11 protein-coding genes and 3 pseudogenes are annotated in these 15,052 nt (G+C 70.8%); 8 read left to right on the top strand and 6 right to left on the bottom strand.

Features of this window, described 5'->3' with window-relative positions; genetic code table 11:
* Nucleotides 1-76: 76 nt before the first annotated feature.
* Entirely contained in the window at nucleotides 77-3,130 is a 3,054-nt protein-coding gene (gene fxsT, locus ND748_RS12355; RefSeq protein ID WP_285901997.1) for an FxSxx-COOH system tetratricopeptide repeat protein, read from the top strand.
* Here fxsT and ND748_RS12350 read toward each other — a convergent pair.
* From ND748_RS12350 to ND748_RS12340, 3 genes are all read right to left on the bottom strand, one after another.
* Nucleotides 3,123-3,584: a hypothetical protein gene (locus tag ND748_RS12350; protein WP_251745932.1), complete on the bottom strand. Its 462-nt coding sequence runs from the start codon at nucleotides 3,582-3,584 to the stop codon at nucleotides 3,123-3,125. The two genes, fxsT and ND748_RS12350, sit on opposite strands and share 8 nt — an antisense overlap.
* Nucleotides 3,585-3,721: 137 nt before the next feature.
* Nucleotides 3,722-4,867 (bottom strand): RNA polymerase sigma factor, encoded by a 1,146-nt coding sequence (locus ND748_RS12345; RefSeq protein WP_251745931.1) that lies wholly within the window; start codon nucleotides 4,865-4,867, stop codon nucleotides 3,722-3,724.
* A gap of 14 nt (nucleotides 4,868-4,881) precedes the next feature.
* A complete protein-coding gene (locus ND748_RS12340; RefSeq protein WP_251745934.1) occupies nucleotides 4,882-5,301 on the bottom strand; it encodes a YciI family protein in 420 nt (139 codons plus the stop codon).
* A 394-nt stretch (nucleotides 5,302-5,695) separates the two neighbouring features.
* Between ND748_RS12340 and ND748_RS12335 the strand changes: the two are divergent.
* Nucleotides 5,696-6,004, top strand: a pseudogene (locus ND748_RS12335) (class I SAM-dependent methyltransferase); the annotation flags it as partial.
* A 344-nt stretch (nucleotides 6,005-6,348) separates the two neighbouring features.
* Nucleotides 6,349-7,500, top strand: coding sequence for a hypothetical protein (locus ND748_RS12330; RefSeq protein WP_251745930.1), 1,152 nt, complete (start codon nucleotides 6,349-6,351; stop codon nucleotides 7,498-7,500).
* 39 nt (nucleotides 7,501-7,539) lie between these two features.
* Here the strand turns inward: ND748_RS12330 and ND748_RS12325 are convergent, their stop codons facing one another.
* Nucleotides 7,540-8,274, bottom strand: a complete 735-nt coding sequence (locus tag ND748_RS12325; RefSeq protein WP_374215906.1) for a tetratricopeptide repeat protein — start codon at nucleotides 8,272-8,274, stop codon at nucleotides 7,540-7,542.
* Between the two features lie 19 nt (nucleotides 8,275-8,293).
* Nucleotides 8,294-8,446, bottom strand: coding sequence for a toll/interleukin-1 receptor domain-containing protein (locus ND748_RS34605; protein WP_251745928.1), 153 nt, complete (start codon nucleotides 8,444-8,446; stop codon nucleotides 8,294-8,296).
* 549 nt (nucleotides 8,447-8,995) lie between these two features.
* On the opposite strand from ND748_RS34605, the pseudogene ND748_RS35030 reads away from it, so the two are divergent.
* The 4 genes and pseudogenes from ND748_RS35030 to ND748_RS12305 all read left to right on the top strand — a co-directional run.
* A pseudogene (locus ND748_RS35030) lies at nucleotides 8,996-9,226 on the top strand (PAAR domain-containing protein); the annotation flags it as partial.
* 187 nt (nucleotides 9,227-9,413) lie between these two features.
* The gene (locus ND748_RS12315) at nucleotides 9,414-10,532 is read left to right on the top strand and encodes an NADH:flavin oxidoreductase (RefSeq protein ID WP_251745927.1); all 1,119 of its coding nucleotides are present in this window, start codon (nucleotides 9,414-9,416) and stop codon (nucleotides 10,530-10,532) included.
* A gap of 382 nt (nucleotides 10,533-10,914) precedes the next feature.
* On the top strand, nucleotides 10,915-11,703 hold the full coding sequence (locus tag ND748_RS12310; RefSeq protein WP_251745926.1) for a TauD/TfdA family dioxygenase: 789 nt from the start codon (nucleotides 10,915-10,917) through the stop codon (nucleotides 11,701-11,703).
* A 216-nt stretch (nucleotides 11,704-11,919) separates the two neighbouring features.
* Nucleotides 11,920-13,062 carry a hypothetical protein gene (locus ND748_RS12305; protein ID WP_251745925.1) on the top strand — a complete coding sequence of 381 codons (1,143 nt, stop codon included), beginning with the start codon at nucleotides 11,920-11,922 and terminating at the stop codon, nucleotides 13,060-13,062.
* A gap of 742 nt (nucleotides 13,063-13,804) precedes the next feature.
* On the opposite strand, the gene folD is transcribed toward ND748_RS12305, so the two are convergent.
* Nucleotides 13,805-14,671, bottom strand: a complete 867-nt coding sequence (folD, locus tag ND748_RS12300; RefSeq protein ID WP_251745924.1) for a bifunctional methylenetetrahydrofolate dehydrogenase/methenyltetrahydrofolate cyclohydrolase FolD — start codon at nucleotides 14,669-14,671, stop codon at nucleotides 13,805-13,807.
* Nucleotides 14,672-14,870: 199 nt separating this feature from the next.
* Between folD and ND748_RS34600 the strand changes: the two are divergent.
* Nucleotides 14,871-15,052, top strand: a pseudogene (locus ND748_RS34600) (hypothetical protein); the annotation flags it as partial.

Raw genomic sequence — 15,052 nt, 5'->3', positions numbered from 1 at the left:
TCCTTTTCCGACCTACCCGATCTAAGGTAGATCGATCATGGTCCACCTCCGGCTTACACGGATGGAATGACACGCCCTGGCCCGCGCGCTTGACGTGGCCGACGAGGATCTGCCCGGTCAGGCCAGACGCGCCCTAGCCGAGCTGGGCCGCCGGTCCGGCTGGCTGCTGGTCTACGACAGCGTCCCCAGTCCGGCCGCGGTAGCCGATCTGCTCCCGCCGGGAACGGGTCGGCTGTTGGTGACCAGCCGGGACCCGGCGATCCGCCGCATCGCCCCGACCGGGGGAGTTCTCGAGGTCGACATGTTCGCCCGCCCCGAGTCCGTCACCCTGCTGCGCCGGCACATCCCCGATATGCGGGACGCGGACGCCGACCGACTGGCCGCGGCGGTCGGGGACATGCCGCTGGCCCTCGACCAGGCCGGCGCCTTCCTCGCCGAGACCGGCATGCCCCTCATCGCCTACCTCGACCTCCTCGCCGCGCAACCCGACACTCTGCTCGACGAGGAGACCCTGCACCATCCGAGTCTGGCGGCCACCGTCACCGCCAGCTACACCCGTCTTGCCGCCGACCATCCGCCTGCCGCCGGGCTGCTCGACCTGCTGGCCTTCCTGGCTCCCGCGCCCGTCCCGCTTACCGCGACCCCCGCCGGCGACGCGCCCCTGCCGCCCGGAACGCTCGCCGGCGGCGACGCGCTGAGTCTCTACCCCACCCTCGGGATGATCATCCGGTATGCGCTCGCGCGACGTGTTGGCGCGTCCTTGCAGCTCCACCCCCTCGTCCATGCCCTGCTACGCGCCCGGCAGGACCCCGGCCATCAACGCCAGGCCCTCGCCGAAGCGCTGAATCTGCTCGCCACCGCCCGCCCCGGCAGCCCGGACAACCCTGCTGCCTGGGCTGCCTACGCTGTGCTGACCCCCCACGTCACCGCCGCCGCCGACCATCTGGCCAGCCACACCGACGTCGTCGAACCCGACGGGTTCCGCCAGCTGCTGGTAGACACCGGCCGATATCTGGAGGCAGTCAGGCAGACCGCCGCCGTCTACGCTCTGGCCGCCCCCGCCCGCGCACGCTGGACCCGCCAGCCCGGCCCCGACCACCCCGACACCCTGAACATCACCACTGTTCTCGCCGCCGCCCTGCATGGCCTCGGGGAGCAGCAGGCGGCGCGGCCGCTGCTCGAGGACACGCTGGCCCGGCAACGCAGGGTCCACGGCGACGACCACCCGGTCGCCCTGCGCGCGGCGGCCAACCTCGCCAACTGTCTGATCCTGACAGGGAAGTGGGAGGCAGGCCGCAGGCTGGGTGAGAACACCCTGGCCCGGCAACGGAAAGTGCTTGGCGACGACCACCCCGACATCCTGTCCTCCGCGCACAACCTCGCTGTCCTACTAGCGTCGGTGGGACAGCACCAGGCTGCGCATGCCTTGGGCGAGGACACCCTGGCCCGGCGACGGAAATTGCTCGGCGAGGACCATCCGGACACCCTGACCTCGGCGGGGACCGTCGCTGTCATTCTGGCGGAGCTGGGGCAGCACCAGGCTGCGCGCATGCTAGGCGAGGCGACCCTGGCCCGGCAACGGAGAGTGCTTGGCGACGACCACCCCAGCACCCTGTGCTCGGCACACGACCTCGCCGTGTGGGTCGCCGCGTTGGGCGACCGCCCAACGGCCTGCACCCTGGGTGAGGACACCTTGGCACGGCGTCGCCGCATCCTCGGCGACGACCACCCCGACACACTCCACTCGGCGCACAACCTCGCGATCGACCTGGACTCGACGGGGAATCACCAGGCTGCGCGCGCGCTGGCCGTGGACACCATGACCCGGCGATACCGAGTCCTCGGGAGCAGCCATCCCGACACCCTCGCCTCGGTCAATCTTGCGACTTGGCTGGCTATGCAGGCAACAGCCCGGGGCCCGGGCCCCGACCCGGACCCCCCGCGGACCGGGGGCATCACGCACCCCGCCGGCCCGCCCGACGGGGTGACGGTCGCTCACAGCGGGCCGCCTGAGCCAGACCCCTTCCCGCACCACGAGGACATCCTGACCCGGCTGCGCCGCATCCACGGCCCTGACCACCCCACCACTCTGGTTGCAGCGCACGACCACGCGCTCGCACTGGGCGAGAGAGGGCAACATCAGGCCGCCCACGACCTCATCCAGGACACCCTGCCCCGGATGCGCCGAATCCTCGGCGACGACCATCCCACCACTCTGACCACGGCCGGCAATCTCGTCGTTCACCTGGGCGAGCTGGGAAAGCACCAGGCCGCCCGGGACCTGGCCGAAGACAACCTCACCCGCTGCCGCCGGCTACTCGGCGACGACCACCCCGAAACCTTGAGCTGCGCCCACAAGCTCGCCATTCAGATGGCCGGGCTGGGGGAGCTTGCGGCCGCGCGCGAGCTGGACGAGGACACCCTCGCCCGCCAGCGCCATGTCCTCGGCCCCGACCATCCTGACACTCTGATCACGGCCAGTAACCTCGCTCTGCACCTCGGCACACTTGGAGATCACGAGGCTTCCCGCGCTCTCGGCGAGGACACCCTGTCGCGGATGCGCCGTGTCCTCGGCCCCGACCACCCCCACACCCTGATCGCGGCCAACGGCCTCGCCGCTCGGCTGAGCGCGCTCGGAAACCACGAGGCTTCCCGCGCTCTCGCCGAGGACACCCTGTCGCGGATGCGCCGTGTCCTCGGCCCCGACCACCCCCACACCCTGACCACGGCCAGCAACCTTGCCGACCAGCTGAACCTGCTGGGAGACCATCAGGCGGCCCGCACCCTCGCCGAGGACACCCTGGCCCGTCGCCAGCTCCTCAGCCCCGACCATCCCGACACCCTTAGCGCAGCCCAGAAGCTCGCCTTCCGACTCAGCCGACTTGGCGAACACCGAGCCGCCAGCACTCTGTTCAAGGACATCCTCACCCGGCAACAGCGGACCCTCGGCCCCGACCATCTCGACACCCTGCGCACGGCTATCGTCCTCGCGGCCTTGCTCGCCGAACTGGGAGACAACCAGGCCGCCCGCACTCTCGCCGAAGACACCCTCGCCCGCCAGCAGCGCACCCTGCGCCCCGACCACCCCCACATCAGACGGACCGCCGAAGTCCTGGGCTTCCTCAGATAGCGGTGAGGGCGACGGCCGAGTAGTCCAGCTCGCCACCGTCAGCGGTCATCTGGCTGACGACTCCGAGGCGCTGGGTGAGTTGCTGGCGTCGACGCCGAGCGCGTGGGCGAGCCCGAAGAAGGAGCCGGAAGAAGGAGCCGATATCGGCCGGGGTCGGGTCGGACCAGGCTGGCCGGACCCCGGTGTCCTCGACTCCGGAGCAGCCGTGGAGCCGAGCCAACGCCTCGGCGTGGGTGACCACCCAGTCCTCCCGCGGACGCTGGTGCTCCAGGTACTCCAGGTACTCCAGGACCAGGACCCGCTGGTCCGGATCAGTACCGAGGAGCATCGGCACCACCGGCGGGTCGATACGGGACGCCAGCGTCAAGGCAGCCACCTCGCGGGCGTACCTCTCGGTGGCCTCCGGCCCGCCGACGAGCTGCTTGACCACCGCGGCAGTGCCTGAAAGTTCCACCCGCCACACCCGGGACCGCGGACTGCTATCCAGTCGGCGAGCCCGCCGAGGCGAACCCACCTCCGCCCGCAACCTCTCCCCCAGCGGCAACCGCGACCACATGATCGCCATCCTGGCGGGCTGACCAGTGCGACCCGTCAACGACACCGGCGGTTGTTGAGTCGGGCGGCCTGGCGGGTCAGGTGGTCGCGTTCGGCGAGGGTGGGTGCCTGGTGGGCCGCTTCGCCGTACAGCCGTGCCGCGGTCGCCAGGTCGCCGTCGCATTCGTGCAGGTACGCCGCCACCGCGGTGTGGCGGGGCAGTGCGTCGTCCAGCGCCGCGAGTGCCGCCAGGCCGGCGCGCGGTCCGTCGGCCTCGCCGACGGCCACCGCACGGTTGAGCCGGACGATCGGGCTGTCGGTCAGGCGCGCGAGCTCGTCGTACCATTCGAGGATCTGCACCCAGTCAGTCTCCTGAGCGCTGCGCGCGTCGGCGTGCAGCGCCGCGATCGCGGCCTGGGCCTGGAACTCGCCGAGGCGGTCGCGGGCGAGGGCCGCCTGCAGGATCTCGACGCCCTCGGCGATCGACGCGGTGTCCCACCGGCGTCGGTCCTGCTCGGCGAGCGGCACCAGGCTGCCGTCGGGCGCGGTCCGGGCCGCGCGCCGGGCGTGGTGGAGCAACATGAGGGCGAGCAGGCCCGCCACCTCCGGATGGTCGATCGCGGCCGCGAGCTGCCGGGTGAGCCGGATGGCCTCGACGGCGAGGTCGACGTCACCGGAGTAGCCCTCGTTGAAGACCAGGTAGAGGACGCGCAGCACCGTGGCGACGTCGCCGGGCCGATCGAAGCGCACGCCGGCCACGGTGCGCTTGGCCCGGCTGATGCGCTGCGCCATGGTCGCCTCGGGCACCAGGTAGGCCCGGGCGATCTGGCGGGTGGTCAGCCCCCCGACGGCGCGCAGCGTGAGCGCGACCGCGGACGACGGCGTCAGCGACGGATGGGCACACAGGAAGTAGAGCTGGAGCGTGTCGTCGACCGCGGACGCGGGCCCGGGCGCCGGCTCGTCGTCGACGAGATCCTCCCGCCGGCGGCGGGCGGCCTGCGCGCGGGTCGCGTCGAGGAACCGGCGCCAGGCCGTGGTGACCAGCCAGCCCTTCGGGTCCCGCGGCGGGTCGGCCGGCCAGGCGCGGATCGCCTCGACCAGCGCGTCCTGCACGGCGTCCTCGGCCGCCGCGAAGTCCGCTCCGCGGCGGCCGAGGATCCCCAGCACGCCCGGCGTGAGGCTGCGGAGCAGGACCTCGTCCACCCGCGGAGGTCCGTTCACTTCAGCCGGCACTCTGTGACGGTGTGCGATGCGGACAGGAACGGGCGCAGCTCGAGCCACTCGTGGATCGGCTTCCCACCCGCCCCGGGGGCGGCCGACAGCTCCCCGGCCAGCTCGACGGCACGCTCGTAGCTGTCGACGTCGATCACCATCCAGCCGGCGATGACGTCCTTGGTCTCGGCGAACGGGCCGTCGGTGACCGGCGGGCGGCCCTCGCCGTCGTACCGGACGAACGTCCCGGTGGGTCCGAGCGCCTGACTGTCGACGAACTCGCCGGTCCCCTCGAGCCGGGCCGCGAAGTCGTTCATGTACTGCACGTGGGCCGAGATCTCCTCGGGCGTCCACCGGTCCATGGGCACGTCGTTGACCGCGGCCGGGGCGCCGCGGTAGTGCTTGAGCAGCAGGTACTTGGCCATGTGGTTCTCCTCGGTGCTGGTGCGACCCACTCCGGTGGCGTTCTCCCCCGGGACGGAGCCGGCCATCGGTTCTCGACATCGCCGTCCAGATTTTTCCGAGGCTCTCATGGATGCGACCGGGTGAGCCGTCCCGCGGCGTCCGCGTCCGCCGGTCGCGGCCGCGGCGTGGCGCCGTCGTCCACCCAGGTACGGGGCCGGCCGGCGGGCGGGGTTCACGGCGACCTCGGTGGCGGCCATGATTATCTTTCTCGTGTCGGACACGGCCGTCGTCGGGTGCGCGAGCCGACAAGCCTCCTAGCCTTGCCTTCCGCAGGTACCGCCCAGGCCCCCGATGAGGAGTCGTGATGGGCTTCTATGACGACCAGGTGCTGCCCCGCATCGTCGATCTCGCCCTCAGGCGCTGCACCTGCCGGAGGCGTCGGTCGACCACGTCCTCACCACCTGGACGCTGTGCACCATCCCCGACCCCGAACGGGCACTGCGCGAAATCCATCGCGTCCTGCGGCCCGGCGGCACCCTGCACTTCACCGAGCACGGCCGCTCACCCCGCCCCACCATCGCCCGCTGGCAGGACCGGCTCACCCCCACCTGGAGCAGGATCGCCGGCGGCTGCCACCTCAACCGCCGGATCGACGACCTGGTCCAGCAGTCCGGACTGACCCTGGCCTCGGCCAACACCCATCCGATGCGCGGGACGGCCTAACTCGGCTTCGCCTACGAGGGCATCGCATCAAAACCGACCTGATGCCCCAGGCACGCAGGTAGGAAGGCGCCGCCCGCGGATTCCTGGTCGCCCCGGCATGCCCACCCCCGCCGCAGCGACCACTCGCAGCCGGCAAAAATCAAGATCGACAATAGCCTCCCGGCTTTCTGGCCCGGTGGACGCCGATAACGAGACTATTCATGCTTGACAGAACTCGCCCCCGGTAGGGAAGATCTTCGATCAGGGGCGTGACGGGGGGTCGCGTCCAGTGACGAGAGGCTCCACCCATGGCGCAGCGGCCACGTAGAGGTTTTCGACCGTGGGAGCGACCGTTTTATCTGTTCATGCTGGTCCTGCTGGGGACCGGCGGTCTTGCATCTATCGGCGAGGTTCCTGCGACGGCCGCCGCAACACACGTCAGCGGTGGCGTACAACTAAATCCAACCGAGCAGATCGGTTCATCCAACGGGGAATACTCGCTCTCCATGCAGGCGGATGGCAATGTCGTCCAGCGCGCGCGAGGAAACCGGCCGATCTGGGCCACCGGCACAGACACTCGTGATTCGATCCTTCGTATGCAGCCCGATGGCAACCTTGTGGTCATCGCACCCGGAAACCGTCCGCTCTGGAGCACGAACACCGCCGGCCATCCCGGTTCCGATCTCGAACTTCAGGACGACGGAAACCTGGTCATCTACGCACCAGGACATCGGGCGATCTGGAGTGCCTTCGTCCATGGGTCCGCGCTCGCTCCCAAGCCACCAGCGCCACCGGCACCGGCACCGGCACCGAGCAGCGACTGTCTGGCCACAAACGAATGCGTGGCCACACCGCGTGTCACCGGCACGAGCGTACCGACTCCCGGGGCGGCGGCCAGCGAGATTTCGCGGTCCGACACCCTGGTGAATCCTGCGCTCGGGCGCTACCGGGTGGGTTTCTTCATCATGCAGAATTCGTATGGCATCCTCGGTATCACGGGTGCTGGCGACGACCGCGGATTCAATCCAAAGATGAGCGCTTCACAGAATCGCGTTTACCTTGAGGTCGACTACAATACCGGCACGGCCCGTATCATCGTGAACCCGTCCTGCAACTCGGACCGGACGTCATGCACCAACCCGGTCCCGCTTACACCCGACCGGGTCAACATCACGTTCTCCCGCTCACAGGCGGTTTCCGCAAACCCGGCGAATCCACTGACGTCGACCACTTTCCACGTGAACATAGAAAACAGCCGCGAAACAGTACACGGGTTTCCGCGGATCCGCGCCGAGATCACTTTTTCGACGAACCCCCAGGGGGGACTGTCCGTGATCGGCCACACCTCGTCGTTCCCGTCAGTCGAGATGTACCACGAGCTGGGCGGCTCCACGACGACTGTCTACCAGCACGAGCAGGCCAGCCATCTTGGCGCCGCTGCGCTGGGCATCCCCGCCCTCGACCAGTCCTTCGGCATCAACGTCTTTTCGGACGGCACCGTGGACCGCGCAATCTGACACATTCAGGGATGAGCTGTGCAAAGCAGGAAAGCGGGGCTACCCTGCGGCAGTGACCGTGTCGAGCGCTCGGCGGACAGTAACAGTCGCCGGATGATCGATCCCGAGCACCCGCTCGGCCCGGGCGAGGGTGTCGGTAAGCGCGGAGCGGGCCGCCGGGGTCTCGCCCAACTCGTGCAGCAGCCCGGCGTGGGACGCCACGGCGTTCAGCGTGGACGGGTTGTCGGCACCGAGCACCCGGGTCGCCCGTTCGGCGGCGTCCTCGAGCAGAACGCACGCCGCCGCCGCGTCGCCCCGCAGCCGCAGCACCGAGCCCAGGTTGGAGCTGGCCACGATGACGAGCGGATAGTCGTCGCCGAACCGGGCCCTCGCCGTGGCGATGACCTCCTCGAAGGCTGCCTGCGCCTCGTCGAGATCGCCCGCGCGTACGAGGGCGCCGGCATGCTCGTTCGCAGTGATCAGCGTTGAGGGATGATCCTCGCCGAGGACCGCGCGGCGGGCGTCGCGGACCTCGGCGAACATCGCCCTCGCTGCGGCGAGGTCCCCTTTGTCCCGCAGTGTGCCCGCCAGCACGTTCGCGACGGTCAGCGTCGACGGATGGAGAGGGCCGACGCTCTCCCGCAGCAGCGTGCGTACCTCCTCGAAGATCGCCTGCGCGTCCGCGTAGGCGCCCTGCATGCGCAGGGTCGTGGCCAGGCCGTGGGCGGTCGCGAGCGTCTCGGGGTGCGCGGGGCCGAGGCTGTTACGCCGCCGCGGCAGGGTGTCCTCATAGATCGCACGGGCCGCCGCGAGTTCACCGCGCGTCCGACACTCGGTAGCCAGCCTCAGTCAGCGTCCAGGCGATCCACTCCGCCCAGGCGCCGTCCGACTCCGCGTGGGAGATGAAGAAGTCCCACTCGAAGCTCGCATCCTCGTGCGCGGTTGCGCCGTCCGTCGGCCTTGCCACATCTGGAGCATCCCATCGTCCGCGGGCCGACTGATCTCCAGCCCCGCGCGGGCGTTTTTGTCGCGTTGGCCGCGGGCGCCGCCGCCCAGATCGTCAGCTCCCGGCGCGGCCCTTCCCCAGACCATGGTGTCCACCACCGCGGTGTGCCGCCCCGTCGACCCACGCAACGTCAACCGGTGGTGGGACGCGGTGTGTCAGCGGGCCGAGGTGCGGCACACCCGCGTGCACGACCGCGGGTGCCGGTCGCGACCACGGCCGCCGACCTCGCCGAACCCGACTCCTCGGACATGCCTCGGAAGTTACGCAGGACGAGCGGTAGACACAGCACCTCCTGGTGCTCGTCCCCACCCAGCCATTCCGGCCAGGTGGGTGGAACTCGAACCGGAAGATGTTCTCCTGCCACCGGGCAGGAGCCTTCTTCAACCCCGTTTCGCGTCCCTTCCGGGCGCGGACTCGGCCGATCCCGCCACACGACGTCGGCGACGGCCGCGACACCCGACGCCGACGGCGGGCTGAGGTCTCCGGCGACACTCGTCACCCGCTCCCGACGTGTTGGTCGGGCCCGGCGCTCCGACCGTACTCATCGCGGGCATGCCGGCGGCGGTCGTCACGGACATCCACGTCGGCGCGTTCCCGCCGCCGGCCGCGCCCCATCCACCATCCCCGGTGAGCGCGGGGAGTTCGACCGTGCTGATTGCCGGCCGACCGGCCATCCGGGTCGGCGACTCCGCCGGTCGCGGCGCGGCGGTCCTGCTCGGCGCTTCCACCGTTCTCGTCGGCTCTCGTCGGCGGGTGATCCCAGACCCCTCCGCCTCCTTGACGGAACATCCGCGCCGGCGCCTGGATTGAACGCGATATGACTGTGCCTTCGACTGACGCGGCGCCTGCGAACGACACGGCGCCTGCGAGCGGTGCGGCGTCTTCGGGTGTTGCAGCGTCTTCGGGTGTTGCGGTGGCCGCGTCCCCGTTGAGCAGCGAGCGCCTGCTGGACGGGACGGACGCCGCGCCGCTGTTCACGCCGTTCTCCCTGGCCGGCGTCGAGCTCGCCAACCGCTTCGTGATGGCGCCGATGACCCGCCAGTTCTCCCCGGACGGCGTGCCGGGCGAGGACGTGGCCGGCTACTATGCGCGGCGGGCGGCGCACCTCGGCCTGGTCGTGACCGAGGGCACCTACGTGGACCATCCCTCCGCCGGGACCAGCGAGCGGGTTCCCCGGTTCTACGGCGAGGGGCCGCTCGCCGGCTGGCGCCGGGTCGTCGAGGCCGTGCACGCGGTGGGCGGCCGGATCGTCCCACAGTTGTGGCATCTCGGCGCCGGCCGCGCGGCCGGTGCTCCGCCGCATCCGCAGGCGGCGGTGTTCTCCCCGTCGGGCCGGCGCCCCGACGGGACGGTGGTCGGCGACGAGGCCAGCACCGCGCAGATCGACGAGGTGGTCGCCTCCTTCGCGCGCGCCGCGGCCGACGCCCGCCGGGTCGGGTTCGACGGCGTCGAGCTGCACGGGGCGCATGGTTACCTGCTGGACCAGTTCTTCTGGTTGCAGACCAACCGGCGCGTCGACGGCTACGGCGGCAGCCTGGCCAACCGGGCCCGGATCGGGGCCGAGGTCGTCGCCGCGGTCCGCGCCGAGGTGGGCCCGGACTTCCCGGTGATCTACCGGTTCTCCCAGTGGAAGGGCGGCGACTACGACGCTCGGATCGCCGAGACCCCCGCTGAACTCGAGGCGCTGCTCACCCCGCTCGTGGACGCCGGCGTCACCGCGCTGCACGCCTCCACCCGCCGCTACTGGCAGCCGGCGTTCGACGGCTCGCCGCGCACCCTGGCCGGCTGGGCCAGGAACCTCACCGGCCTGCCCACCATCGCGATCGGCTCGATCGGCGTGCCGACGGCCTTCCGCGGCGACGACGAGGGTCCGGCCGCGACGCTGAGCCTCGCCCCGCTGCTGGAGCTGTTCGACCGCGGCGAGTTCGACCTGGTCGGCCTCGGCCGCGCCCTGCTCTCCGAACCCGCCTGGACCACCAAGCTGCGTGACCGCCGCCTGGCCGAGATCCGGACCTACGACAAGGCCGACGACTCCCGCCTGACCTGACGACCAGCGACCGGGGCGCCGGGCGAGCACCGCCCGGCGAACCCGCGATCGCCCGACGGCGGCGAAATGCCCTCATCTCCCGCGAGAATGTTACACATTCATGGCAGGGGAATGTCTGTGAAGCCCCCAAGGATTGCGATTTTCGGGCGCCGGAGTTAATGTCCGAGTGCGCCATGAAACGTACTCCCGAAAAGGCCCGCCGGCCCGCCGGCCCGCCAGCCGGCCGCGGGCGAAAACGCGCCGGTTTTTCGCACTGGACGGCGCCGGGCTGTGTCGTGGCACCAGGTCGACGCCCCTGACCCGTTCGGCGGGCGGCGAAGCGTTACATCCCACGTGCGCGTCACACCACTTGCGCGCCACATTCGACCTTGAGGGAGTCCCGGTGACCGTTACCCACACCGCGCCCTACGACATCCGCCCGGCCAGCCCCGTCCTCGGCGCCGAGGTCGTCGGCGTCGATCTGGCCGGTGGCGTCGACGACGCCACCGCCGAAGCCCTGCGCGAGGCGTTCTGGCAGCACAAGGTCCTCGTGTTCCGCGATCAGGACCTCGCGCCCGACGCGCACGTGCAGGCAGTGCGGATTTTCGACGAGCCTTTCGACCACCCGAAGTGGCTGTACCGGCACGAGGACAATCGGCTGGTGTACGCCTTCAACCTGGAGAAGGCCGGGAGCGCCTCGACGTGGCACATCGGCGGCACGTGGCGGACCCCACCGTTCCACCTCGAATCGCTGACTTACCAGGTGGTTCCGGAGATCGGCGGGCGCACGCTGTGGGCCGATCTGCAGGCGGCCTACGACGGCCTGTCCGAACCGTTCCAGCACCTGCTGGAGTCCGTCAGCGCCGTGTACAGCGCCGATCCGGGCGACGGGACCTACCACCGGCCGCCGGTGACCGAGACCGTCGAGCACCCGGTCGTGCGCACCCACCGCCACACCGGCCGCAAGGGGCTCTTCCTCAGCTCGTCGGCGCTGCGGCTGACCGGCGTCGGCCCGGCCGAGGGCGCGGCCCTGCTGCCGTTCCTGCTGGCGCATGCGTCCTCGCCCAACTACACCGTCAGCTTCGGCTGGAAGCCCGGCGACTTCGTGATCTGGGACAACCTGGCCACCTGGCATTTCGCGGTCAACGACTACGACGGCCCGCGCGTCTATCGCAAGGTCATCGGCGGCTGACCCACGGCGAGGCAGGTCCGCCCACCGCTCCAACGGTCGGGGAACCCCTGCTTGTCGAGTCGGGATGGCGTCTCTACCGCCAGGTTCATGGCACGGCATCGCGCGAGCGCGCGTGTCGGCGCGTCGCTCCCTTACCTGCGACGCGAAGAGTGATTGCCTGACTTCCCAGAGTGTCCGATGACGTGACAACGGTCGGCCACCTTCCGGGAGGCGTTGATGAGTGCAGTGCGGGCGATCAGAGTGTCGGTGGCGGCGACGGTGATGACGGCGGTGACCATGACCGTGACCGGGGCCGTCCTGTCGACCGGGGTGGCGGTGGCGGCAGCACCCGACGGGCCGGTGCAGCCGGTCGATCTCGGCGCCCTGCCGGGCCTCACCCACAACAGCGCCGCCTCGATCAACGACCGGGGGGACGTCGTCGGCTCCGGCTACAGCTCTTCGTTCGACAGCCATGGATTCCGCTGGTCGCGGGGTGTCCTCACCGCGCTGCCCGACACCGCGCGAGCGCCCTTCCTGATCAACGATGGCGGGCAGATCGCCGGCAGCCTGCCGGGTCGCTTCTCCTCCCCCGGCTTCGTGATCCGTCCCGACGGGACCGTGGTCGACCCCGGCTTCACCCCGGTCGACCAGAACGAGCGCGGCCAGGTGGTCGGGACGGGTCCGGTCGCCGGCGGGACGCACGCGATGAGCTGGAACGACGGCCGTACCGTCGATCTCGGTGCGCCCGCGGGCCACACCAGCGCGGCCGTCGCGGTGAGCGCCAACGGGTGGATCCTGGGTGAGGTACGGAGCCAGGATCACCTCGACGACTACTTCGCCCGCTGGGTACACGGCCGCTGGGTGCCGCTGCCCAGCCCGAACGGCCGTGCTGTCGACATCAATGATCGCGGTGACGTCGTCGGCTGGGCCACGACGCCGGCGGGCACCACCCACGCCATGCTGTGGCAGCGCGACCGCGCCGTCGACCTGGCACCCGCCGACCGGGCACCCGCCGACCGGACACCCGGCGCCGCGGCACCCGACCGCATCGCCCTCAGCGAGGCCCTGGCCATCAACGACGCCGGCCAGATCGTCGGCTCGACGTTCGATCCGGTGACCGACGCCGGGCACGTCCTGCTCTGGGACCAGGGCCGCCGGACCGATCTGGGCACCTTCGGCGGCTCCTTCGCCCGACCGCTCGCCCTCAACGACCGTGGTGACATCGTCGTGGAGACGAGCACCGGATCCTTCCGCTGGCGCCACGGCCGGACCGTGCAACTCGGCGGCTCCGCCGAACCGGTGGCAATCAACAATCTCGGCCAGGTCGTGGGCTCCGTGCTCCGGCCCGACGGCACCAGCCACGCCGCCCTGTGGAACTGACCCGGTTGATCTCGATCAAACGGAGCAGCGCCGGGCCCGAATAAGTCGGATTTCACCCCTGACGACTAATACTCCCGGTACGTTCCAGCCATCCCGCCAAGGTTCACCAAGAATCACGGGAGACACCAAGGAGACCACACTGGAATCGCAGCGAACGCGGCGTGCGACATTTTCGACCGTCTTTGCCGCGAACACGCCGACGACAATCCGCCCAGTCGGCGCCACGCGCCGCTAGCCTTTTCCCTGCAAGGAGATGGTCGACAATCTCGATGAGGGGATAATCATGGGAAGACCACTGAAGGGGAAAGCTGCCGCCGCCAGTCTGTCAGCCGTGGCGGCGGTCTGCATGACGGTGGGGCCGCTGGCTTCAGGCGCCTGGGCCGGCGACCGCGTTCCGCCGCGGTCCGCGACTCAATGGCACTCCACGGACGAATGGTCGCGGAGCACTCAGAACTGGACGACCCAGGACAGGAATCACCAGAACCGGAATCGGCCGAACTGGAACCGCCCGGGCTGGGACCGGCAGAACTGGGACCGCCAGAACTGGAACCGCCAGAACTGGGACCGTCAGAACTGGAACCGCGGGAACGGCTGGCACCCGAACGGGTGGCACCCGCAGCCGGCCCCGGCTTGGCACGGCCAGCCATGGCAGAACCGGGATCAACGGCCGATCGTGATCGTTCGATAGCTTGACCCGCCGCCCGGCCGCGGGGCCGGCTCCTGGTCGGCACAACCAGCCGGCTCAGACGAGACTGCGCACCTCGGCGGCGGCCCGCGCGGCGAGCAGGGTGTTGCGCAGCAGCATGGCGATGGTCATCGGTCCCACGCCGCCGGGGACCGGGGTGAGCCGGCCGGCAACCTCGCGCACGGCATCGAAGTCGACGTCACCGCGCAGGCCCTGCTCGGTGCGATGCATACCGACGTCGATGACGGTCGCTCCGGGCTTCACCGCGTCCGGGCCGATGATCGACTGCTGCCCGGCGGCGACGACCAGCACGTCCGCGCCACGACAGACCGCGGCCAGGTCCCGGGTGCGGGAATGGCAGATCGTGACGGTCGCGTTGCGCCCGACCAGCAGCTGGGCGACCGGGCGGCCGACCAGCTCGGACCGGCCCACGACGACGGTGGGGGTACCGCTGAGCTCCACGTCGTACGCGTCGAGCAGCTCGATGATCCCCGACGGGGTACAGGGCCGCAGGCCGGGCAGGCCGCGGGCGAGCAGACCGACGCTGGGCGTCGTCAGGCCGTCGACGTCCTTCTCCGGCGGAATCCGGCCGACCAGAGCCGAGCCGTCGAGTCCGTCGGGGACGGGAAGCTGCAGCAGGATCCCGGAGACCGCCGGGTCCGCGGCGAGGGAGTCCAGCAGCGCGGCGATCTCGTCCTGGGGGGTGTCGGCGGGCAGGTGCTGGTGCAGGTCGGCCATGCCCGCCTCGACGCAGGACCGACGCTTGCCGCCGATGTAGACCGCGGACGCCGGGTCGTCGCCCACCAGGACCGTCGCGAGACCCGGCTGGCGGCCCGTGGCCGCCCGGAACTCGGCGACGTCCCGGGCCACGTCCGCACGCACCCGGGCGGCAACAGCCTTACCATCGATGATCACTGCGCTCATGTCGGCCTTTCGCCCTCACGATGTCCGGTCGGATCCGCCGTCGCGATCCGGTACCGCCGGCGCACCGCCGGCGCACCGGGTCACGCGGCCGGCGTCGGCGACGGTCCGATCGAGCACGCTACGCCATCGCGCCCCGGCGTGACCTGCGGGCATCGCCGACCACCCGTCGCGGGCTCAGCCTCGACGGGTGGCGGATTCCGTGAGCTTCGACCGAATCGCCGACCGCCACGACGCAACCCGGGGCGGTGACGAGCGGGGCCGGCTCGTCACCGAGGCGCTCGCCCCGCGCCTGCCCGGGCGACGGGATCAGGTGCCGAGCGGGCCCGCGGACAACGACCGCACCATCGGCAGGCTCGGGGCGGCCAGCGCGCCGAGCCACAG

Source organism: Frankia sp. AiPs1 (assembly GCF_023716945.1).
In the GTDB taxonomy this organism is placed as follows: domain Bacteria; phylum Actinomycetota; class Actinomycetes; order Frankiales; family Frankiaceae; genus Frankia.
Note: the sequence above shows the minus strand (reverse complement) of the source record. Positions and strands in the feature narration are given on the sequence as shown.